The sequence below is a fragment of the Amphritea pacifica genome (assembly GCF_016924145.1).
In the GTDB taxonomy this organism is placed as follows: domain Bacteria; phylum Pseudomonadota; class Gammaproteobacteria; order Pseudomonadales; family Balneatricaceae; genus Amphritea; species Amphritea pacifica.
This window is the reverse complement of the sequence record NZ_JAFFZO010000012.1, coordinates 16,056-37,014: the sequence shown is the minus strand read 5'-3', so window position 1 is coordinate 37,014 and position 20,959 is coordinate 16,056. Positions and strand designations below refer to the sequence as shown.

The window sequence follows — 20,959 nt, the reverse complement described above, 5'->3', positions numbered from 1 at the left end:
CAAATCAACTGCTCTGTATTTTCTCAACAATCGCGGTCGTCGAGCAGTTATCGAGGAAAGACAGCACCTTCACCTCACCACCATAGCTTTTAACAAACTCACCACCCACCACCTGATCGAGACCGTAATCCCCCCCTTTCACCAGCACCTCGGGACGGATCTGCTCTAACAGGCGTTCGGGCGTATCCTCGGCAAAACTGACCACCCAGTCGACCGCTTCCAGACCAGCAAGGACCGCTTTGCGTCGATCAACCGGGTTGATCGGCCTGCCTTCTCCCTTAAGCCGGCGCACCGACTCATCGTCATTGATCGCCAACACCAGCCGGTCACCCTGCGCCCGCGCCTGCTCCAGATAGCCTACATGACCCGCATGCAGAATATCAAAACAGCCATTGGTAAAAACAATCTTTTCACCGGCGGCCCGGGCATCCTCCAGTGCGATCAGCAACTGCTCATCGCTAACAACGCCGCGCTCAGACCCCTGAGCCCGATTAACCGCCCGGCGCAGTTCCGGACCACTGATCGCGGCAGTGCCCAGTTTACCCACCACAATACCGGCAGCGATGTTGGCCAGACCGGTAGCAACCTCCAGGGTTTCACCGGCAGCCAGCGCCGTGGCCAGAGTCGAGATTACGGTGTCGCCTGCGCCGGTCACATCGTAGACCTCTCGGGCATGGGCAGGAAAATGCACCTCATTCTGCCCCGGCTTAATCAGTGTCATGCCCTGCTCGCTACGGGTCACCAGCAGCGCCTCAAGGTCAAGCTGAGCAACCAGTAACTGGGCTTTCTCAACCAGCTGCTGTTCCGAGTGACAGTGACCCACCACCGCTTCAAACTCACCCATATTCGGGGTGAGCAACGTCGCACCCCGGTACCGTTCAAAATCGACTCCCTTGGGATCCACCAGTACCGGCACCCCCATCTTACGGGCGACACCGATCAACCGCTGAGGGTCACTCAGAGTGCCTTTATCATAATCGGATAGCACCAGAGCACTGACATTGCCCAGCAATGATTCAACCTGCTGTTGCAATGCAGTGCTATGCCCGGCACTGAAACGCTCCTCAAAATCCAGCCGGATCAACTGCTGATGACGGCTCAATACCCGCAGCTTGGTAATCGTCGGCTCACTGTCACTGATGCAGAAGCGGCAGTTAACCCGTGCTGACTCCAGCTGTTGCTGCAGCGCCTGTCCCGCCTCATCCTGCCCGACAATACCGATCAGTGAAACACCCCCGCCCAGGGCGGTAATATTCAGCGCCACGTTGGCCGCCCCTCCGGGCCGGTCTTCCCGCTGATTAACTTTAACCACAGGCACCGGTGCTTCCGGAGAGATTCTGGAGGCAGGGCCATGCCAGTAGCGATCCAGCATCAGATCGCCAACCACCAGTACCTGCGCTTTGTCTAATCGGGGCATTACCAGTTTCATTGATTGGTTTCCTGATCAGTGGTTGGTAAGGTTTCTGTGACAGCGGCTGCTTCAGAAAATTGCAGGCTGTGGAGGTTAGCATATACGCCACCCAACTGGAGTAACTGAGCATGGCTGCCCTGCTCAATAATCCGACCGGAGTCCATCACCAGAATCCGGTCGGCATTCTCGATGGTCGACAAGCGGTGGGCGATCACCAGTGTGGTGCGGCCCTGCATCACATTTTCCAGGGCATCCTGAATATGCCGTTCCGATTCAGTGTCCAGCGCCGAGGTGGCCTCATCCAGAATCAATATCGGTGCATCTTTAAGAATCGCCCGGGCGATGGCGATCCGCTGGCGCTGACCGCCGGACAGCAGCACACCGTTTTCACCCACCAGAGTATCCAGTCCATCCGGCAGGTGCTGAACAAACTCAATCACATGAGCCGCCTCAGCCGCGGCTTCAATCAGTTCACGGGAGCAATTGGTCATCCCGCCATAAGCGATATTTTCAGCAATCGTACCGTTAAAGAGAATAACCTGCTGATTTACCAAGGCTATCTGGCTACGCAGGTTGGACAGCTTGTAGTCTTGTATATTGTGGCCATCAAGCAGTATCTCCCCCTCAGTTACATCGTAAAACCGCGGCAGCAAACCAGCCAGGGTCGATTTACCACTGCCAGATTTACCCACCAGCGCAACGGTTTCACCGGGACTAATATCGAGACTAATGCTATCGAGAATCTGTTTGCCATCGGCTTCATACCTGAACCCCAGATTCCGGAACCTCAGTGTCCCCTGAGCACGCTCGGTAGCAAACGTACCGGCATCTGTTTCGGGCTCACTATCAACAACCTCAAAAACACTTTCAGATGCCGCCAGTCCAGACTGAATCATGCTGCTGATCTCTGTCAGCGAACGTACCGGCTTCGCCATCAGCGCAGCTGCAGAGATAAAGGCGATAAACTGCCCGGTCGTCATCTCCCTGATCAGATCAGGCTCCATCGCCAGATAGGTCATCAGGGCAATTACTCCCGCCACCATCATCTGCACAAACGGAGTGGTAACCGATTGAGTTACCACCATTTTCATCACCTGACGCCGGTTTTGCTGACTGACTTTGATAAAACGTTCAGTCTCAAGCTCTGTGGCGCCAAAAATACGCACCACCTGATAGCCCTTAATGGCTTCAGATGCAGACGAGGTAATATCACCGACGCTCTGTTGCACATTGCGGCTGATGCCACGCATCCGGCGTGCTGCAATGCCCACCACAACACCCACCACCGGTCCGACAACCAGAAACAGCAGCGTTAGCTTCCAGTTGAGGTAAAGCATATAGCCAAACAGACCGATAACAGTAAAGCCTTCACGAATAGCCACCTTCAACGCATTGGTTGCCGCCCCGGTAACCTGCTCAACGTTATAAGTCAGCTTAGCCAGAAGCTCGCCGCTGGAGTTTTTATGATAGTAAGCACTGGGCAGCAACATCAGATGTTTAAACAGATCAGAACGCAGATCGTGAACCACATAGCGGGCCACATAGGAGAGTCCATAGTTTCCGAGAAATGTACCAACACCGCGAACAAAAAAGATCCCCAGTACAGCCAAAGCCAGCAGCCCCCTTTGATCCAGCTGACCGGAACCGACTGCATCGACAAACGCCTCAAGCCACTTTGCCGAAGCGGTCTGCGATCCCGCATAGATAGCAAAGCCGACAACGCTGAGCAAGAACGCTGACCAATATTTTTTCACATACTGCAGCAGGCGAAGATAGACCTGCAAGCTATTACCCGTTTTCACGTATAAATATATCTCTGTTATTTAATAAGCCCATGAAACAACAATCAGCACGACCGTTAGAAAATAAAGAACTGAAACGATACGCTAGTGTTCCCGGGGCCCGATCATTATAATTTACTGATTTTACAGCATCTGGATTGATTGTGGGCAATAAAGAAGCCGCTTGGTCAGATTTTCTGGCACCAAAGTTTTGGCCAATATGGTTAGGAATAGGGTTGCTTCGCCTTGTGTCTATGCTGCCATACAGAGCAGGGCTGGCTCTGGGCAGAATGATAGGACGGCTGTTACTTAAAGCGATGTCTAAACGCCGCCATATCGTTGAGATCAATATCCGCACCTGCTTCCCTGAACTCACCAGAGAACAGCAACAGCAGAGAGTAAAAGAGGTCTTTGAAAACAATGCGATCGGCCTTATCGAGACCGGCTGGGCCTACTGGAAAAGCAGAGAATTTTTCAGGGCGAGAACGGAATTCCGCAATTTTGAACTGCTCGATCGCTATCTGGAAGAAGGCAATGGTGTGATCCTGATGGGCTGGCATTTCTCCTGCCTTGACCTGGCCGGATTGCTGTTCTCCCTTTACGGTAAGCCTTGCAGTACACTTTACCGTAAGCATGACTACCCCCTGCTGGAATGGTTCTTTACCCATGGGCGAGAGCGTTTTAGTTTTCCTATAGAACGACAAAAAACCCGTCAGATGTTACGGGCGATGCGCAATAACCACTGTATCTGGTATGCGCCGGATCAGGATCTGGGGCGAAAGGGTACTGTATTTGTTCCATTCTTTGGTCACCCTGCAGCAACGACATTAGCCACAACAAAAATGCATCAGTTAAATAATTCTCCACTGATTAAACTGGACTGCTGGCGCAAGCCTGATAATTCAGGTTACATCCTTGAATGTAGCGAAGTTGAAGGATTCCCCTCTGGTTCAGAAGAGCAGGATGCAGTGTTGATAAACAAGGCTATCGAGCAGGGTATTCGCAAAGCGCCATCGCAATATATGTGGGTGCATAAACGGTTTAAAACAGCACCACCTGGTGAGAAGAATATCTATAAGGCGGCCAAACGCTAGTGTTTCAATAAACTTAGTCTGCTTCGCAAAAAATTTCTGATGCGGTTTTTTCGACTGATATCCATATATGGATACAACCATGAAGCGCGCAGAACGTGATAGATGCCGTACCCCAATGTTTTAACATTGGCTTTATATATCTCGTATAAAACATAGGCACTCGAACTCATGACCGCATTCTCGCTAAATCTTTTTGTTTTCTTCTGAAGATCTGCGAAGCGTTCAGCAGATTCAACGAAAGCAGAGAATTCAGCTACACCTTTGATGTGAAACGCCTCATCAAACAGTTGATCGACACTGACTCCGTGATCGCGAAAGGCTCGCTGAATCAACCTGACTTTATTTCTGTGCATTTCAACCCGTTTGCGTGAGGAGTTGCTGGAATGCTTACGATAATAAAGCAAAACATCTTCTATATTAGAGACTCTGGACACCTGGCTGACTCTGTACCACAGATCCCAGTCCTCGCACACCGATAGCGACTCATCGAAATATAAACCGTGCCTTCTAATCAGGTCGGTCCGCAGCATGGCAGCAGGGCAGCAGATAACACACTGAAATAACAACCGCGCGGCGATAAAATCCGGATCCGAAGGGAGTTTCTTTAAACTTTTTTTACCTGTCAGCAGCTGTTCTTCAAAGGTTTCATAGGCTGCACTGATCAGACCGTATTCAGAGTGCTGTTCAAGAAAATTAACTTGTTTTTCGATACGATCAGATAAACTGACATCATCCGCATCCATAAAAGCAATATACTTGCCTTTAGCACAATGCATCCCTTTATTCCGCGAGGCACTGACACCTAGATTGCAGGGGTTACTGATAACAGTAATATTCCCGGCAGACAGTCGCTCAATAAGGGCCACACTGCTGTCGGTTGAGCAGTCATCGATCACGATGATTTCAATATTTGGATAGCTCTGAGTTAAAACTGAACCGAGCGATTCACTCAGATAATCAGCCCCATTAAAAACTGGAATTATCACTGAAACCAGCGGCAGATCTGTCACATCAGTCTCCTAAAGGCGAATCCAGCTATCCGGAATCAGCGTCCTGCTGAACCGCTGCATATCAGGATCCGCATACCATTGCTCTGGAGCAACAACCTCTTTAGCTGCATTATCGTTTAACCAGGCACCCCACCAGCTGAAAGAACTATTTGCCACGATGTTGTGGTCACACTGGCTCATCAGGTAGATATCCTCCCCCGCAAATCGCTTCTGCTCAGCGCTAATATACTGCGCGCGGGCGATTTTGAGGTTTTCTTTAACCCAGTCAATATCATCTGAGAAGATATAGAAGTCCACATCCGAATAGCGGTCTTCGAACTGCTGTATAGCCGCATAATAATAATCAAGTGAACAGACCCCGTGGGTACTGTTGGCCGATGAGTCACTGATATAATCTCCACGACGAATATGCACAGAGACACTCACTGGGGAGTCGGATATAGCGGTGCAGACTGCCACCGAATAGGCAGACAGCTTATGCTTCAGACTAAGTGATTCCAACAATGCCCCGCGGATACCGTTAAAATACTTTTCACTTTGAAAATAACCGACCAGGTAATGTCCATCTTCAGGTGCCAACATCTTTTCATCATAAGAGAAATTAGACTCCCTGATCACCCGCCGGCTTTTTTTTCCCTGAACCTTCCTTAACAGCTTCGTTAAAGGTCCGACCCGGGTCAGTTGTCTGATCTCGTCCTGAGTCGCAATCGCAATCCGCTCATCATAATGTCCCAGACTATAGCCGCCATGCAGCGTATAGCTTTCAAACTCAGAGATATCCAGTTTCACCCGATAGCCCCTGTCGGCTAGTGACAGGGCGTACGCGTATTGAAACAACTGATTACCCAAACCACCGATCAACCTGACAATAACCATACTAACTCTCGAAAGACTCACTATTAATCCCTTGTGCCCCGGTCTTACAGGCCAGCAACAGAGAGATAAGCATCATAAAAAAGGCATAGGATACTGTTGCATTCAACGGAGCCTCAAACATTGCAAACACCATATATACAAACAGAACTGTCGATATGCAGCCTTTGCAGAACGAGCATCTGTGCTGAATCCCCCACAAGGGTGCCAGAAACAGCATCAATAACAGAATAAGGCCTGGCAGCCCCCGGGTCATCCAGGCTTGAAGAAGTTCATTATGCACATGCACATACCGTTTGGTTGCGGCGGAAAGCCCCCCCTGCTCAAGCAGCTCCGGGAAAATCTCTCCCAGCCGCCAGGTGCCTATACCGAAAAGAGGCTCAGCCTGAATGGCACTGATTGCAGCGCGGTACATTTGAATTCGCTGCTGAGTCGAACTGTCCTCTGAAACCGCTATTCCAGGCTGATCGGCATAGGTTTCCACGTTCGAGATCAGCGTTTCCAGCCTGCTGAAAGGGTTCATAATAAAGCCAATCAGGATAAGTGGTGAAAGTAATATCAGCAGGGTTTTCACACAATGCCGGTTTCTGAATACAGTAGAAGCAGATAGGGCCAGAAAGACTCCGATAAGAGCCAGGATTGCACTTTTGGATCCTGACGCAAACACTCCTCCACCGGCAACACAAAAACAAAATATGTAGCACCAACGGTAGTTATGCCGGTATTCAGACAGCGCAAACAACATTACCAACCCAGTTGCCACCGTCATAAGCAGAGCATACATATTGATCAGCGGGGTGCCCACTGTGATGCGCACTCCTCCCTGAGAAAACCAGTAATACACGCCTAATGCTCCGGTCAGTCCGGCAAAAAGAGCAACGGCAATCTTAATATTGGTAGAGGTCAGTACCTCACTTTTGCGAAACACCAGAAACAGGATGACAGCTAAAAAAGAGAGTCGGTAAAACTCCACAAAAGTTTCAGCGTCGATTTTCGAGCCATACATAAGATACGCATAGAAAAAGCTCATAGGATAAAGCAGGACAGTGAATATCCATGCCAGCTCTGCACCAGACAGGTCACAAAGCAGTACTTTAAAGTTTCGACTCAAGACATAAATGGCTGCCAGTGCTGACAGTATCAGCAGGCTATTAGCAAGAGGATTTATCACCAGATAAACTGCCACTGCCGCCAACGCCGAATACACAACAAACCGGTCCGTTATACCTTCCTGGTACACCATATGCTTTACACGCCTCTATTCATCGGCACACAGCTGATTTAATTCAGCAACCCGCTGATGTCTTCTTTTTAACAGTTCATCCTTATTCACGGTTAAGCCAAGCAGACGTTTAAATCTGTTTTTCAGTGTTTTCATCTTCCTTCGGCAATAGATCTCCCGACTGGCCTGGAGATGCTCGATGATGGGCCGTTTCACTTCATCATAGACACGGTCAAAGATATAGGTAAACGCAGCTGAAAGGCGGTATACCGTCAGCTCACCCTCAAACTGTTCTACTGCAAGCTGTAGCGATTGCTGATCATTCAGAGCGGTATTTTCCTTTCCGGTGCGCATCCATGCCTGCACCAGAGAGATCACTGTTTCGTTGAAGGCAAAATAAACAGTGCCTGATAACAGTTCCTCCTCTCCGGTTTTCTTCTGCAGATAATTGACCGCAATATCGCACTGTTTATCGGCAAAATATTTATCCAGATTCTCATGTACAAATGCATCAACATCCAGATAGAGAACCGGTTCCCGGTATTGCTGCAGCTTTTCAAGAACGATACGGGGCTTCAGATCGGTCACACTTTTCCAGTCGGCAGGAGGTATCGCTTTAAAGTCATAGCGATGCCCCACCCGCTCTAAAGATTTAACCAGCAGATCAAAGCAGTCCTGATAAACCGGATCGGTGGTGTAATAACCAATAATGATCATAGCGTTTTCTCGTGTAACAGCTTGCTGATTACATCCATTGCCGTCCGGTCTTCAACCAATATACCAAGATCAAACAGAGCATTGCGATTCTGATCCGTAACGGTCAGGCGGTTAAGTTCCTCTTCAATCGATCCTCCCTGAAACATACTGACCCAGCGGCGATAATGATCGCCCATCTTTGTCACCCCCGCATCCAGCAGCGCTTTGCGGTTCTCAATATTCTGGATGAACTTCTCTTTCGAGCGGATCGGATAGTGGTACACTCTAATGTTTTCTGACGTTCTCTTATTCAACCACCCCCAGGCATGCCATGCCCGATGATTGCCCCCCTTCACCCGCAACATCCCTCGGGAACGCACCGCCACCTTGCCATGAATCTGCCCCAGCATTATGGACAGATTGGGCTGCTGGCCCTGTATCCCCTTCGGGTAGTTAATGGGGTACTGAACGCGGTTAGTCTGGGTAAAATAAGCCGCTTCCTGATCAAACGCACTGCGATCATAAAGCATGTTGAAGCGAGGGCATTCAAGTATCGAACCGGATGAAGTCATCTCCGTTTTGAGATTACCATCTTTTGGAATCCAGAACTCATCAGCATCATTGGCGATGCTCCAGTCAGCCCCCAGCTGCTTTGCTGCTGTTCTGGCCATCTCTGTTTTCCAGTTGCTTTGCTGATAGTCCAATAGCGGCCGGTCAATAATGATCATCTCATATTGATCCTTGACAGAGTCCAGCAACTCACGGGTATTGTCACTCGAGCCATTATCGATAATGACAAAACAATCTGCACCCAGTTGGGAATGCACTTTAATGTTATCAAGAATGATATCGGCCTCATTCTTGATGAGATAATTCATAGCCAGCTTCATCGCTTTTCCTTAGTCCGCCTGAGCCTGTTAACGCACCTGTATCCCAAGATCGCTGAACAGTTGCTCAAACCTGCTGTTTTCTGTGCCATTGCGATATGAGATCGCTTCAATTTCAGGCCTCAGCCAGCGTGTTAATAACAGCGTCGAGGATACATCTCCAATGATTCGAACCTCTCTTTTAAGCAGTGGCAGAATGGCCTCATAACTAACCGATGAGGGCAGAAGTTCAACACCATATTGCTTTAATCCAAGAGCATCCTCACAGCTATTGCGTGGATGATATTTAACCGCGACATTACCCTTAAGTTCAGCAGTCAGTGTCAGTATCTTTTCCTTATAACCATTGTTTTTCTCAAACAGGGACTCATGGGGAAGCGTTATGAGCACATCAAGCAACCTGACCTGCTCCTCGTTCACACCATTTTCCTGAAGCATCATCCGTGATAGTTGCTTCAAAGAGGCCGATTGAAAGCTCTGCGCAGAAAGACAGTGTACCGTTTTTGACCGCAGGCGCGGGTCTATCAACTCTGGAAAGGCGACATGTATCTCACTTATCCATGCAGATTCACCCACCGTCAGGGGATTTTTCCACCACAGGCCATAGAACAGCTTTTTAAGGAGGTTATCCACAACCACATCGCCCATGCCACTGGATGCCTGGCGGCCAACATAGGTGAAGGTTCCCTCGTCCATATAGTGGCCGACGGCACGCTTGCCACTCGAACTGGCGATATGCATTGCATACTGAAACTCGATACGACGATCATTTCCCACAAAAATATGTGTCGGCTGGAGGCGTTCCATTAACTGTTTTATATCGCGAAACAGTTGCCGCCTCTTTTTCAGCTTGCTTAACCCTCCTTTCAGGCGCCCATAAAACAGATGCTGTTCGGCAAAAGGAGACAACTCCCACTGTTGCACCAGGTTAAAGATCTGTGGAACTTTGCCCTCAGGCTGATCGATAAAAACTAAAACAGCTTTCTCGTTGTTTCGCTCCCCGGCAATCGCTGTTGCAGTAAACAGATGCAGCAGAGTCGAGACGAAATAAACAGAACGGGGCATCTCTAATCCTTAACCTTAAAACACTGGGATGTCAGGGTGCGCCAGACAATCTCCGGCGTCAGATTAGCAAACACGGCAGGCTCGACATCGCGGCCGCTGTCAGCCTGAGTTTTCGCCTCTAAGCAGATCTGATCCTTACCATAACCACCCACCAGTCCCGGGTCAGTGGGGCCAAACAGAATCACATTGGGGCGGTCCAGTGCGGCAGCCATATGCGACAGGCCGGTATCCACCGATACACACCCGGCAGCGCCTGCCAGAACCTGCGTCACCTGAGCCAGGTTTAGTTTGGGCAGCACCTCAACGGCATCATTATGCCGGGCCAGTCGCTCTGCCCGCGCTTTCTCATCAGGGTTCCCCCAGGGCAGTTTGATCTTCCACCCTGTAGTAGTCGCTTTATCGATCAGCTCCAGCCAATAGAGCTCCGGCCAGTGTTTATCAAAACGGGTGGTGCTGTGAAGAAAAACCAGATAATCCGATGCGGCGGCCTGTTCAGGCATAAAGTGTTTACGAATGGCGAAGTCACCACGTCCCTGAATCTCGTAACCCAGCGCCCCGGCAAACAGCTGTCGGGTGCGTTCGACCGCATGCTGATCTTTGCTGACGTTAATTTTGCGCTGATAAAACCACGCAGCCTGAGACTCCCGGGCCGAATGTTTATCGTAGCCGCAACTCACCCCCCGACTGTAACGGGTCACCAGCATCGCGCTTTTCAAAAGCCCCTGAGCATCGATCACCAGATCATAATCGGTCTCAGACAACGCCGCACGATAGCGTTTCCACTCGCCACTGGTAAATGTCTTCCAGAGATTTTTGCGCCAGCGGCGGATCGCCACCGGTATCACCTTATCAACGGCAAAATGCCACTGGGGAATTTCAGCAAACCCCTCCTCCACGACCCAGTCAAACCGAATACCGGGGATAGCGTTTACCGCATCCGTAAGCGCCGGCAGGGTGTGGATAACATCCCCCATGGATGAGGTTTTCACAATCAGAACTTTCAAGGGGATTCCTGTCTGTTTCAGAGGCGTTGAGTAAGGCCGCAGTATACCATTTATCATTCACAGTTCACCCATCCGGAGGATAGCTACGGGATCTGCGGCACGGAATCACAGAGGATTACGCTGCTTTCAGGTTAATTTTCTTAGTTTTATCCCGCTTTATTATTCGGTAGCCGATTCCCTTTTTAATCATTGCTGATTACAATCATTGGCCTGAAAATTTCTCTGAATCACGCTGCGTGCAACAGATCAATCAACTTATTATCTTTTCGAGGTAACCAATGGCAGCTTTTGGAACTGTGTTTATGCCGGAAATGGCAATCTCCTGGTTTGATGGCAACAGCTGGAGCGCAGCTGAGGTCGTCAGCAGCGATAGCCTGCAGCTGCACCCGGGAGCACATGTACTGCACTATTCCAGCACCTGTTTTGAGGGCCTCAAGGCGTTCCGTCATCAGGATGGATCAATCAATATCTTCCGCATGGACCGTAATCTCGAGCGCTTTTCTCAAAGCAGCCAGTTACTGGCTCTGCCAGAGATAGATAAAGCCGCCACCGGTCAGATGATTATCGATATTGTTAGCCGCTTTAAGGATGAAGTACCAGAGCCTCCGGGTTCAATGTATATACGCCCAACCCATTTCGGCACAGAGCCAGCGATTGGTAAGGCTGCAACCCCTTCTGTCACCTCCTGCCAGTATATTCTGCTGTCGCCGGTGGGGGATTATTTTGCCGGAGGCGATACCACGCTACGGCTATTGCTGGAAGAGAACGGTGCCCGCTGCGCCGCCCACATGGGAATGATTAAGAGTGGTGGCAACTACGCCAGCGCACTACGCCCGATTATGAAAGCCAAACAGGAACTTAATGCTGACCAGGTGCTGTTCTGCCCCGGTGGCGATGTTCAGGAAACCGGCGCCGCCAACTTTCTGCTGATCGATGGCAATCAGGTGATTACCAAAGCACTGGATGAAAGCTTTCTGCATGGCGTGACCCGCGATTCCATTCTGACCATCGCCCGGGATCTGGGTATGGATGTCCAGGAACGCCCGTTAACGATTGATGAGTTACTGGAGCGCGCAGCCAAACCGGGCTGTGAGGCAGCACTGTCAGGGACTGCAGCGGTACTGACTCCGGTTGGCACGTTGATTCACAAGGGTAAAGAGCACCCGGTGGGCAATGGCGGTATCGGCGCAACAACCCTGAAACTGCGTCAGGCACTGAACAATATTCAATGGGGTCTGGCAGAAGACACCCACGGCTGGCTCACCCGCATCTGAGGTTGGTTTGTCACCACACACACAAAAAAAGTGCTTCGGCGCTTTTTTTTTGGCTCTGGGAATAAATAGTTTACACTTAGCCGATGATATGGATTTCATAAACTGATCACGGAACACAACAACACCGATGCAAAGAAGCTATTTTCCCTTCATTACCACGGGCTGGTTAATGCTGACCCTTATGATGGCAGGGCTAAGCCTGTATGCTGACTACAGCAGGCTCAAAAAAGATCTCAGTAATGATGCGCAGTTCGTATATTCATCGATTTACGAAAAAGCCTATATTAATGAAGTGCTGCTCCAGAGCTTTACCGTACTGGTGTCATCATCACCCAACGATCAGGAATCGATTCGCAGCTTTGCCAACGAGATGCGCAAACGTTACCCACATATCGAAAGGCTGCAGATTCAACGACAGCAGAAAGTGGACGGCAGCAATTTTGGCAGAGCAGAAGATTTCCGTATTGACCCGACCCGGGATGACTTCAGTGTCCGCTTTCCCATCACGTTTATCGAACCCCTCAACCCGGATACCCGCTATCTGCTGAACAAAGATCTGCTGACTGATCCTGTGTTTACCGAAACCATCCGTTTCGTGCGTAAGTATCATCAGCCGGTGACCTCCCCCCCTTTCACTCTGGACAACAACAAAACCGGATATGGTCTGTTCCTGGCGTTCTTTGAACGCAATACGGCCCCCTCAGCCGACAACCTCTATATCGCATCACTGATCATTGATACTGAGGGGATGCTGCCAAACACCAGTTTCCTTTCCGAACATGCCAGTATCAGCCTGATGGATGAGAATGGTGAGATTCTTGATCAGCATCTTTCAGAAGCAACCACCCGGTTGCCTATCTGGCTCCCCACCCTTGAAGAGCAGCGCACCGTCACTCGTTTTGGCCAGTCGTTCAGGATCAAAATTGTGCATAAGTTCGGCCCCAAAAATATCAACCTGGGGATGTTGCTGATCCTGTTATCAGCATCACTCGCGGTCTATTTTATGCTGACTGCCTATCTGCGGCAGAAAGTGAAAGCGGCTATCGAACACTCATCCATCTACGAGACGCTGAAAAATGAACGTCAGCAACTGGAAGTGCGGATCCATACCCGTACCCGCGAACTACGGGAACAGTTAGTGGAAAATCGTCGCCTGACCCATCAGGTGCTGGCGGTACAGGAAAAGGAACGGCGCAACCTGTCACGCGAGCTGCATGATGAACTGGGGCAATCGCTGACAGCGATCAGAACCGATGCCAAAATCCTCAAGCGGGTGCACCCGGAAGAGAACAGCCTGGTCAACCAGACAGCCGAATCGATCGATGCGATCGCTCAGAATATTTATGATGTTACCTATGGAATGATGCGGGCATTACGCCCGTCTGCCCTTGACGATCTGGGCCTGATTGACGCGATTCAGGAGTGTATTGTCTCTAACCGCTTAGCCGAACATGGCATCACCCTGCATCATGACTACCGCGGTGCACTCAACGAGATGTCGGAAGATTACAACATCACACTGTTCCGTCTGGTGCAGGAAGCATTCAGCAATATCATCAAATACGCTCAGGCGCGCAACGTCTGGCTTGATATTCACAGAACCTCACAGGGACAACGAAAAGAGATCAGTGGCGACCGTCTGGAGGTTATGATCAGTGACGATGGCTGCAGTTTCGATATCGAACAGGATGCCTTCAAAAAGGGCTTTGGTCTGATCGGTATGCGCGAACGGGTCAGAGCGCTGGGAGGCGTGTTTCAGATCAGTAAAAATCACGACCGGGGTATCCGGATAATCGTGGTTATCCCGCTTGGTTCTGAGGCGGCAACAAGCGCTTCAGAAAGGGCCATACCTGATCAAGGAGCTCCGGCTGAGCCTGCGCATTAGGGTGCAGACCATCCGCCTGCATCAGTTGCGGTTGCAACACCACTGAAGCCATAAAAAACGGCACCATCGGCACGCCCCGCTGTTCCGCTACCTGGGCAAAGAGCCCGCTAAAGCCGTCGCTGTAGCGAGGGCCATAATTGGGCGGTATACGCATCTCCAGTAACAACACCCGGGCTCCGGCGGACTGAGACTGACTCACCAACTGACTGAGATTGTTCTTTATAACCGGCAAAGGAGCCCCCCGCAAACCGTCATTGGCCCCCAGTTCCAGCAGTACGATGTCTGGCTGATACTGATCCAGAAGGGCGGGCAAACGCGTAATACCGCCATGGGTTGTCTCTCCGCTGATACTGGCATTAACCACCTGATAGTCGAACTGACTATCGTTCAGCCGCTGTTCAAGCAGTGTGACCCAGCCTCTGTCTTTAGGTATTCCGTATGCAGCAGAAAGGCTGTCACCCATGACTAAAACGGTACCGCTCCATGCTAAGCTAGACACCAGTAACAAGATGATTCCAAAAAGAGATGACATGATGACTCCCGAACCCAGTGCTGTATTGATTGCCAATGCCCTGGCGAAAACGTTTGCAGACCAGAGCGGTGGATTGGATATTTTTACTGATATCAGCCTGCGCGCCGAGGCTGGCGAGAGCATCGCTATTATCGGCCCATCCGGCGCAGGCAAATCGACCCTGCTAAGTATTCTGGCAGGACTAGACGAACCAAGTAAAGGCTCAGTTGAACTGTTGGGTCAGCCACTGGCCGGACTCGATGAGCACTCCCGTGCCGAAATGCGGGCCAACCATATCAGCTTTGTGTTTCAGTCATTTCAGCTATTGCCGGAACTGACAGCGCTGGATAATGTCCAGTTAGCCCTGGAAATACAGGGGCACCCCTACCCTGAACAGCAGGCTGCAGACTGGCTTGACCGGGTTGGCCTTCAGGCGCGACACCAGCATACCCCCGCGCGTCTCTCCGGCGGGGAACAGCAGCGGGTCGCGATCGCCCGGGCATTTGCCACGCAACCCAGTCTGTTATTCGCCGATGAGCCCACCGGTAATCTGGATGAACAAACCGGCACCGAGATCATTGAGCAGCTGTTTCAGCTCAATCAGCAACTCAACACCACGCTGATTCTGATCACCCATGATACCTCTCTGGCCCAACGCTGCCAGCGGCGACTCTACCTGCATAACGGACGTCTGCAGGAGCAATAGGATGAGATCATCACAACTTATCCGTCTGACCCTGAAACAGAGCCGATCCGACCTGCGAACCTTTGAGTGGCGGGCACTGCTACTGGCGCTGTTCCTGGCAACAACCCTGGCCAGCTTCCTCACCTTGCTGGGCAATCAGCTGGAAAAAGGGCTGAACCGCCAAAGCGCGTTAATGCTGGGGGCCGATCTCAGCCTGAGTGACAGTCAGCCAATCCCCACCAACCTGCTGACAGCGGCATCTGAGCAGGGTTTGCAACACAGCAGCGTCATTCAGTTTTCCACCATGGTGAGCACCGATGAGCAGATGCTGTTGAGTTCTGTCAGGGCTGTCGCCTCCCCCTATCCGCTCCGGGGGGAGATCGTTACCCAGCCCCCTCAATCGACCCGGATACCCGCTCAGGGGACCGCCTGGGCCGAACAGCAACTGTTAGAGCGGCTGGGGATCAGTGTTGGCGAAACCATCACGCTGGGATATTCACAGCTGAAAATTACCGCGGCTGTGATCAGCTCACCCGACCGCGGCACCGGGTTTCGCAGTTTCAGCCCGCAACTTCTGATCAATCGGCAAGACCTGGCCGCCACCCGGGTGATTCAGCCGGGTAGCCGGATCGGCTACCGGACGCTGTTCAGCGGCCCGGAACAGCAGATCAGGGATTTTCACGCCCGACTGCAGCAAACCCTGACACCACAACAGCGGCTCTGGTCAGTCTATGAAGATCAGCCGCTGGCATCCGGGGCGATGCAAAACGCGTCAGGCTTTCTGCGTATGACCTCCCTGTTTGGCATACTGCTGTGTGGTCTGCTGATCACCCTCAGCCTGAGGCGCTATAGCAGCGCACAGTATCGCCGCAGCGCCCTGCTGCAGAGCCTGGGAATGAAACCACGACAGATACTGCAGTTATATCTGATAAAGTTGCTGCTTGGCTGGCTGCTGGCCGCCCTTATCGGCGTGATCGCAGGTCTGCTGTTGCTGCAACTGACCGGCTCCGTACTACAGCCGCTGCTCCCCTCAGGGCTACCCTCCCCCGATTATCGCTTAACCGCTACCGGCCCGTTGCTGAGCCTGGCGTTACTGCTGGCCATAGGCTATTCACCACTACTGCAGATCAGCCGGATTCCAGTGATGGGATTGCTGCGCCATGATCAGCTCAGCCATCAGGGGCTCAGCTGGCCCGTCCGGCTGGTTATACTGTTTCTATCAGGTGCCGTGATTGCCCTCTACCTGGGGTCGGTCACCCATGCCCTTGCCGCCACGCTGTTAAGCGTCGTCACCATCCTGCTGGCCGGCCTTTGTGCCAGCCTGCTGCTGCCCCCGGCTGGCCGGTTGTTAGCCCGACGGTTTCGCCTGGGACGTCTGCTCAGTTACCGCATCCGCCAGCAACGTCAGTGGCACCGGGTGCAGCTGGGTATTATGTGCCTGTTACTGACATTGCTATGCAGCCTGCTGATCAGCCAGACCGAGCTGGTTAACCGCTGGCGAGCTCAGCTACCGGTAAACACCCCCAATCAGTTTGTTATCAACATCCAGCCCTGGGAGTTGCAACCGCTAAGCCAGTTTCTTACGGATTCAGGAATAGAAACGGACCTCTATCCAATGATACGGGGTCGGATCACCGCAATTAATGGCCAGCCTCCAGAACGGGTTCTGGATCAGGATCAGCTGGAAAACAATGCTTTAAAGCGCGAGCTAAACCTGAGCTGGTTAGCCAAAGCGCCAGCGCACAATGAACTGGTGAGTGGTGCCTGGTGGCCCGCTGATACTCAGGAGGGTCTGATCTCCGTCGAACAGCAACTGGCAGCCAATCTCGGTTTAAAACTGGGCGACAAAATCACCTTTGAGGTGGGAGGCGATTCGTTTAGCGCGACGATCAGCAACACCCGTAAAGTTGAGTGGCGCTCTTTCCGGCCAAATTTCTATATGATTTTCAGCCCTGGTGTGCTGCAGAACTATCCACAGACTTATATCACCAGTTTCCGGTTATCAGATAAGCAGGCGGGGTTAAGCCGCGAACTGCTCAAACGTTTCCCTTCGCTGACGCTGATCGATGTCAGTCAGTGGATCAATCAGGCGAGTGAGCTGATCGATCGCCTGATTCAGGCATCGACCCTGATCCTTGGCATAACCCTGTGTGCCGGCATCGTTCTGGTGCAACTTCTGGTATCACAGGAACTGGAACAGCGGCGTCACGAAAACGCCCTGTTACAGGTGCTGGGGAGCACCGCAGCACAAACCCGGCAACTGGATATTCTCGAATTTGCCCTGCTGGGCTGCGCCAGCGGCGCGATGGCCGCTGTGTTAACGGAGATAATCACCGGCCTGATCAGCTATCGACTGTTGAATCTTCCTCTGCTGCTGCATCCCTGGATCTGGCTTATCCTGCCGCTAACCGGGATGCTGCTGTTTACCCTTGCAGCACTGATCAGCCACCGTCACAGCGGCTACCGACAGCTGCAATCCAACTGATATAGCGCGGGCAACTCACTGCCGGCCTGTTACAATCCCAGGGTCGCAGTAGGTTTCAACTCAGGATCATCCAGAGAGGGGACCGGAAAACAACTGAACAGTCGCTCTCCGGGGATCTTCTGCGTCAGTTGCTGTTTCACCCGATCCGAGCGCTGCTGCGCCAGCGCTTCCAGTTGCTGCTTCTCCAATGCCGCCAGCTCCTCCGGTGTAAACGGTTTGTCACGTTTCTTATTATCCGCTTCCAGGGCGGCGCGGATCAGCGCCTGGTCCTGCTGTACTGCCTGACCGCAGATATTCAGTCGCATCCCTTTGCGTTCAGTCATCATCGATTCAATTTTCGTCAGATAGCCCTGCGCATAATCATCCAGCTCGGCACTACCGGGAGCAAACACCACCGGGTCAAGGGTAATAAAGCTGCCATCTTTGGCCGCACTGGCCGCCAGACTGATAAGGGTGCCGTAGGGCTGCAGAGATTTGAGCAGGATACTGAAAGCGGCCTGTTTAAGGCCTTTGCCGGCGAGCCGGCTAACAATACTTTGTAAACCAAAATCCGGGTCTGCCAGTGAGCCGCTAATGGGCACATCAAGATCGATATTGTCATCACTATCCTGCAAAACAGAGATCGCAGTACCTAATGGCATCGACAACTGTTTGCTGAATTTTGCCATCTGTTGCTGATCCGCAGGTTCCACTTCTAAACGATGGATCTTAATCTCATTTTTACCGCTGATCTTTCCACCCTCCAGGCTACCTGAGCTGTTCAGCTGCAGCTGTCCATTCTGCAAATAATAACCGGTATACTCGATACTATAGGGACTCAGCCGGGGCAGTTCCAGTTGCTTCAGGGCCCCTTTCCAACTGGCATTTTCGCCACCGCCAACAAGATCGGTCTCACCGTTCAGCGTCAGGGTGGTGAAGCCTCCCACTTTCAGTGCCAGATCAAAGGTTGCCGGAGTTTTGCTGCCACTATCCAGCCTCTGTAACAGCGCTTTATCGATCAGAATCTCAGAATGGAAAGGGGGCGAGGTCGAGTTATCGGTGAACATCGCCTTACTGTCCCCGCTGATAACCAGCTCCTTCACCTGTACACGTAATGGCGGCTCAGCGCCCGCAGCAGAGGAGCTGCTGGCGGTTGTGTTACTGGTTTCTGCCGACGGCAGCAAACTGTCAATCCCCTGCTGCAAACGAGACACACCCAGCGGCTGCTTCGCGGCACTGAGTTGCTCATTTAACTGTAAATCCTGTAGCTCAGCCCGATTAATCGAGACCGCTTTGCCAGGCGCCAAATCAACATCATTGAGTTTCAGATTCAATGTTGCCAGAGTCGCGTCAGCCCGCGGAGACAGTGCGATCCCGTCGGCCTTCAACGCTCTCAGGCTGAGTTTCTCCGGCAGCGCCAAACCGATATCGCTGAACTGCGCGTGGTTTAACGTGACCAGTTGCTGATCCCCCTGCAGCGCCTTCACTTCGACCCCCGCCAGGTCCAGCTGACCTTTTTCACCGTTGATCGTCACCGGCTTCTGCTGCAACGCCAAAACGATACCGTCGCCCTGCCAGTCAATCGAATTCACTCTGGCCTGCATGCGATCAGCCATCTGATACAACAACTGACGGGTTTTCAACTGCCCTTTCACATCAACCTGTTCAGCCCCGGCCCGATTAAAACCCAGCCCGGTTGTTCCCTGCCAGGCCGCGCTGCTCAACTGCAGCTTCAGGCCATCATCACCCATAAGGTCTACTGCAGCCATGTTTAACTGCCCATCCACTGCGACCTTATCAATACCATCAGCACTGAAGTTTACACGGGTATCACCCTGCCACTCGCCACTCTGCAACGTCAGATTGTTGGCCTCACTATCAACATCCAGCCCGGTCATACCCAACTGACCTTTTACACCCACCTGCCGAATACCCGTTTCACCAAAACTCAGTTCCGTGCGACCCTGCCAGCGGCTCTCGCCAAGCTGCAGCTTCAGTGCATCAGCCACCAGCCCCAACGCAGCCATATTCAGCTCCCCCTCAACCATCACGGACTCCGGTTTACCGGCACTCATCTTAAACTCGGTCAGGCCATTCCAGATAAGCGTCTGCTGATCCAGATCCAGGCCGGTTTGCTTCCAACTAAAATCATCCAGTTGAACATTGCCGCTCTGAGTAATACTGATCTGCTCACCGGCAACAACCGCAAGCGTCAGATCGGTGGTGAGGATTGCCTGCAACTCAGGTACGAAGGGGGCGGTAAAAGAGTGCAACGGTAGCCGATCCAGTTTCAGATGCAGTTCGGAACGTTTGGTTGCCGGTAACGGTTGCCCCTGTGTCGCCAGATTAAACCCGGCACCATTGATAGCCCCCTGAATAGACAGATGGGTAATCGCCTCTTTCTGCCAGGTATAAAAGGTATCCAGTTCCGCGCTATCGATACGCAGCTGGTGATCCCCCTCTTGCAATTGTGACCGCCAGCTAAAATCGGAAATATTCAGACGTGCCAGGCCAAACTGCCAGGCGGAAGGTTCGGCCGGGGGCACCTCAGGATTGTCAGAAGAGGCCCCCGGCAGCGCCACCGGGCCAAGATAAAACTGACGCGGTTCGGCCTCCGTCTGTTCGTGCAGAAACAGACTAACGCCCTGCAGGGTCAGATCGCTGATCAGGATGCGTTGCTGCATCAGCGCCGCATAATCGAGATCGACCACCAGTTGATCGAGACGAAGCGCCGGCTGGTCAGGAGTAATAACCGATACCCCGTGCAGCGCTACCTGACCGGTAAACCAGTTGACAGATATTGAGTAGATCCTGGCACTGCTGGCCCCCTGATCGAGCAACCACTGAACGGCGTAATCCCGTCCCAGTTGAATCGCAGTATGCAGCCCTAAGAAAACAACCAACACGATAATAACAATGCCACGCACAACCCTTTTCACACTCATACTATCTGTCCGTCTGCAGTTCTGATCCGATATCTTTAGATATTAGCAGGTTGTCTCAGGGTCGGGGAGCTGACCTGTCCAGACAGCCTGATACGAGTGATGCTGCTAAGCCGCTGATTCAGCGACAGGTATAGGGCACCGGGCCTGATGAA

Annotated in this window: 16 protein-coding genes; 5 read left to right on the top strand and 11 right to left on the bottom strand. The window is 51.9% G+C overall.

The annotated features are described in order from the left end of the window. Positions 1-4: 4 nt before the first annotated feature. Both hldE and msbA read right to left on the bottom strand, forming a co-directional pair. Complete coding sequence (hldE, locus tag JW499_RS08250; RefSeq protein ID WP_205210155.1) at positions 5-1,429, bottom strand: bifunctional D-glycero-beta-D-manno-heptose-7-phosphate kinase/D-glycero-beta-D-manno-heptose 1-phosphate adenylyltransferase HldE; 1,425 nt, start codon at positions 1,427-1,429, stop codon at positions 5-7. Then, on the bottom strand, positions 1,426-3,213 hold the full coding sequence (gene msbA, locus JW499_RS08245; RefSeq protein WP_332874420.1) for a lipid A export permease/ATP-binding protein MsbA: 1,788 nt from the start codon (positions 3,211-3,213) through the stop codon (positions 1,426-1,428). The genes hldE and msbA overlap by 4 nt, the downstream gene beginning before the upstream one ends. Positions 3,214-3,356: 143 nt before the next feature. Here msbA and JW499_RS08240 point away from each other — a divergent pair, with 143 nt between their 5' ends. Beyond that, positions 3,357-4,286: an LpxL/LpxP family acyltransferase gene (locus tag JW499_RS08240; protein WP_332874419.1), complete on the top strand. Its 930-nt coding sequence runs from the start codon at positions 3,357-3,359 to the stop codon at positions 4,284-4,286. On the opposite strand, the gene JW499_RS08235 is transcribed toward JW499_RS08240, so the two are convergent. From JW499_RS08235 to rfaC, 7 genes are read right to left on the bottom strand one after another with little or no spacing between them, the layout of a single operon-like run. Beyond that, positions 4,283-5,296, bottom strand: coding sequence for a glycosyltransferase family 2 protein (locus tag JW499_RS08235; RefSeq protein ID WP_205210154.1), 1,014 nt, complete (start codon positions 5,294-5,296; stop codon positions 4,283-4,285). The two genes, JW499_RS08240 and JW499_RS08235, sit on opposite strands and share 4 nt — an antisense overlap. A 9-nt stretch (positions 5,297-5,305) precedes the next feature. Then, positions 5,306-6,193 carry an alpha-1,2-fucosyltransferase gene (locus JW499_RS22820; RefSeq protein WP_205210153.1) on the bottom strand — a complete coding sequence of 296 codons (888 nt, stop codon included), beginning with the start codon at positions 6,191-6,193 and terminating at the stop codon, positions 5,306-5,308. Continuing rightward, complete coding sequence (locus JW499_RS08225; protein ID WP_205210152.1) at positions 6,174-7,412, bottom strand: O-antigen ligase family protein; 1,239 nt, start codon at positions 7,410-7,412, stop codon at positions 6,174-6,176. The genes JW499_RS22820 and JW499_RS08225 overlap by 20 nt, the downstream gene beginning before the upstream one ends. A gap of 15 nt (positions 7,413-7,427) precedes the next feature. After that, complete coding sequence (locus JW499_RS08220; protein ID WP_205210151.1) at positions 7,428-8,108, bottom strand: putative nucleotide-diphospho-sugar transferase; 681 nt, start codon at positions 8,106-8,108, stop codon at positions 7,428-7,430. Next, positions 8,105-8,965 (bottom strand): glycosyltransferase family 2 protein, encoded by an 861-nt coding sequence (locus JW499_RS08215; protein ID WP_205210150.1) that lies wholly within the window; start codon positions 8,963-8,965, stop codon positions 8,105-8,107. Before JW499_RS08215 ends, JW499_RS08220 begins: the two co-directional genes overlap by 4 nt. Before the next feature lie 39 nt (positions 8,966-9,004). Next, positions 9,005-10,039 carry a polysialyltransferase family glycosyltransferase gene (locus JW499_RS08210; protein WP_205210149.1) on the bottom strand — a complete coding sequence of 345 codons (1,035 nt, stop codon included), beginning with the start codon at positions 10,037-10,039 and terminating at the stop codon, positions 9,005-9,007. Positions 10,040-10,041: 2 nt separating this feature from the next. After that, positions 10,042-11,043: a lipopolysaccharide heptosyltransferase RfaC gene (gene rfaC, locus JW499_RS08205; protein WP_205210148.1), complete on the bottom strand. Its 1,002-nt coding sequence runs from the start codon at positions 11,041-11,043 to the stop codon at positions 10,042-10,044. A gap of 278 nt (positions 11,044-11,321) precedes the next feature. Between rfaC and JW499_RS08200 the strand changes: the two genes are divergently transcribed. Next, entirely contained in the window at positions 11,322-12,317 is a 996-nt protein-coding gene (locus JW499_RS08200; RefSeq protein ID WP_205210147.1) for a branched-chain amino acid aminotransferase, read from the top strand. 169 nt (positions 12,318-12,486) lie between these two features. Then, positions 12,487-14,202 (top strand): histidine kinase, encoded by a 1,716-nt coding sequence (locus tag JW499_RS08195; RefSeq protein ID WP_205210146.1) that lies wholly within the window; start codon positions 12,487-12,489, stop codon positions 14,200-14,202. Here the strand turns inward: JW499_RS08195 and JW499_RS08190 are convergent. Continuing rightward, positions 14,117-14,665, bottom strand: coding sequence for an arylesterase (locus tag JW499_RS08190; protein ID WP_232846294.1), 549 nt, complete (start codon positions 14,663-14,665; stop codon positions 14,117-14,119). The genes JW499_RS08195 and JW499_RS08190 overlap by 86 nt on opposite strands. Positions 14,666-14,732: 67 nt before the next feature. Here JW499_RS08190 and JW499_RS08185 point away from each other — a divergent pair, with 67 nt between their 5' ends. Further along, positions 14,733-15,419, top strand: coding sequence for an ABC transporter ATP-binding protein (locus JW499_RS08185; RefSeq protein WP_205210144.1), 687 nt, complete (start codon positions 14,733-14,735; stop codon positions 15,417-15,419). Position 15,420: 1 nt separating this feature from the next. Next, on the top strand, positions 15,421-17,883 hold the full coding sequence (locus JW499_RS08180; protein WP_205210143.1) for an ABC transporter permease: 2,463 nt from the start codon (positions 15,421-15,423) through the stop codon (positions 17,881-17,883). Positions 17,884-17,912: 29 nt separating this feature from the next. On the opposite strand, the gene JW499_RS08175 is transcribed toward JW499_RS08180, so the two are convergent. Next, on the bottom strand, positions 17,913-20,807 hold the full coding sequence (locus tag JW499_RS08175; protein WP_205210142.1) for a DUF748 domain-containing protein: 2,895 nt from the start codon (positions 20,805-20,807) through the stop codon (positions 17,913-17,915). Positions 20,808-20,959: the final 152 nt, after the last annotated feature.

Excerpts from the sequence above, each read along its gene's own strand:
- JW499_RS08190 (WP_232846294.1), bottom strand. The coding sequence starts at position 14,665 with ATGGGTGACAGCCTTTCTGCTGCATACGGAATACCTAAAGACAGAGGC.
- JW499_RS08175 (WP_205210142.1), bottom strand. The coding sequence starts at position 20,807 with ATGAGTGTGAAAAGGGTTGTGCGTGGCATTGTTATTATCGTGTTGGTT.
- JW499_RS08195 (WP_205210146.1), top strand. The coding sequence starts at position 12,487 with ATGCTGACCCTTATGATGGCAGGGCTAAGCCTGTATGCTGACTACAGC.
- hldE (WP_205210155.1), bottom strand. The coding sequence starts at position 1,429 with ATGAAACTGGTAATGCCCCGATTAGACAAAGCGCAGGTACTGGTGGTT.
- JW499_RS08215 (WP_205210150.1), bottom strand. The coding sequence starts at position 8,965 with ATGAATTATCTCATCAAGAATGAGGCCGATATCATTCTTGATAACATT.
- JW499_RS08225 (WP_205210152.1), bottom strand. The coding sequence starts at position 7,412 with ATGGTGTACCAGGAAGGTATAACGGACCGGTTTGTTGTGTATTCGGCG.
- JW499_RS08180 (WP_205210143.1), top strand. The coding sequence starts at position 15,421 with ATGAGATCATCACAACTTATCCGTCTGACCCTGAAACAGAGCCGATCC.
- JW499_RS08185 (WP_205210144.1), top strand. The coding sequence starts at position 14,733 with ATGATGACTCCCGAACCCAGTGCTGTATTGATTGCCAATGCCCTGGCG.
- JW499_RS08210 (WP_205210149.1), bottom strand. The coding sequence starts at position 10,039 with ATGCCCCGTTCTGTTTATTTCGTCTCGACTCTGCTGCATCTGTTTACT.
- JW499_RS08220 (WP_205210151.1), bottom strand. The coding sequence starts at position 8,108 with ATGATCATTATTGGTTATTACACCACCGATCCGGTTTATCAGGACTGC.
- JW499_RS08200 (WP_205210147.1), top strand. The coding sequence starts at position 11,322 with ATGGCAGCTTTTGGAACTGTGTTTATGCCGGAAATGGCAATCTCCTGG.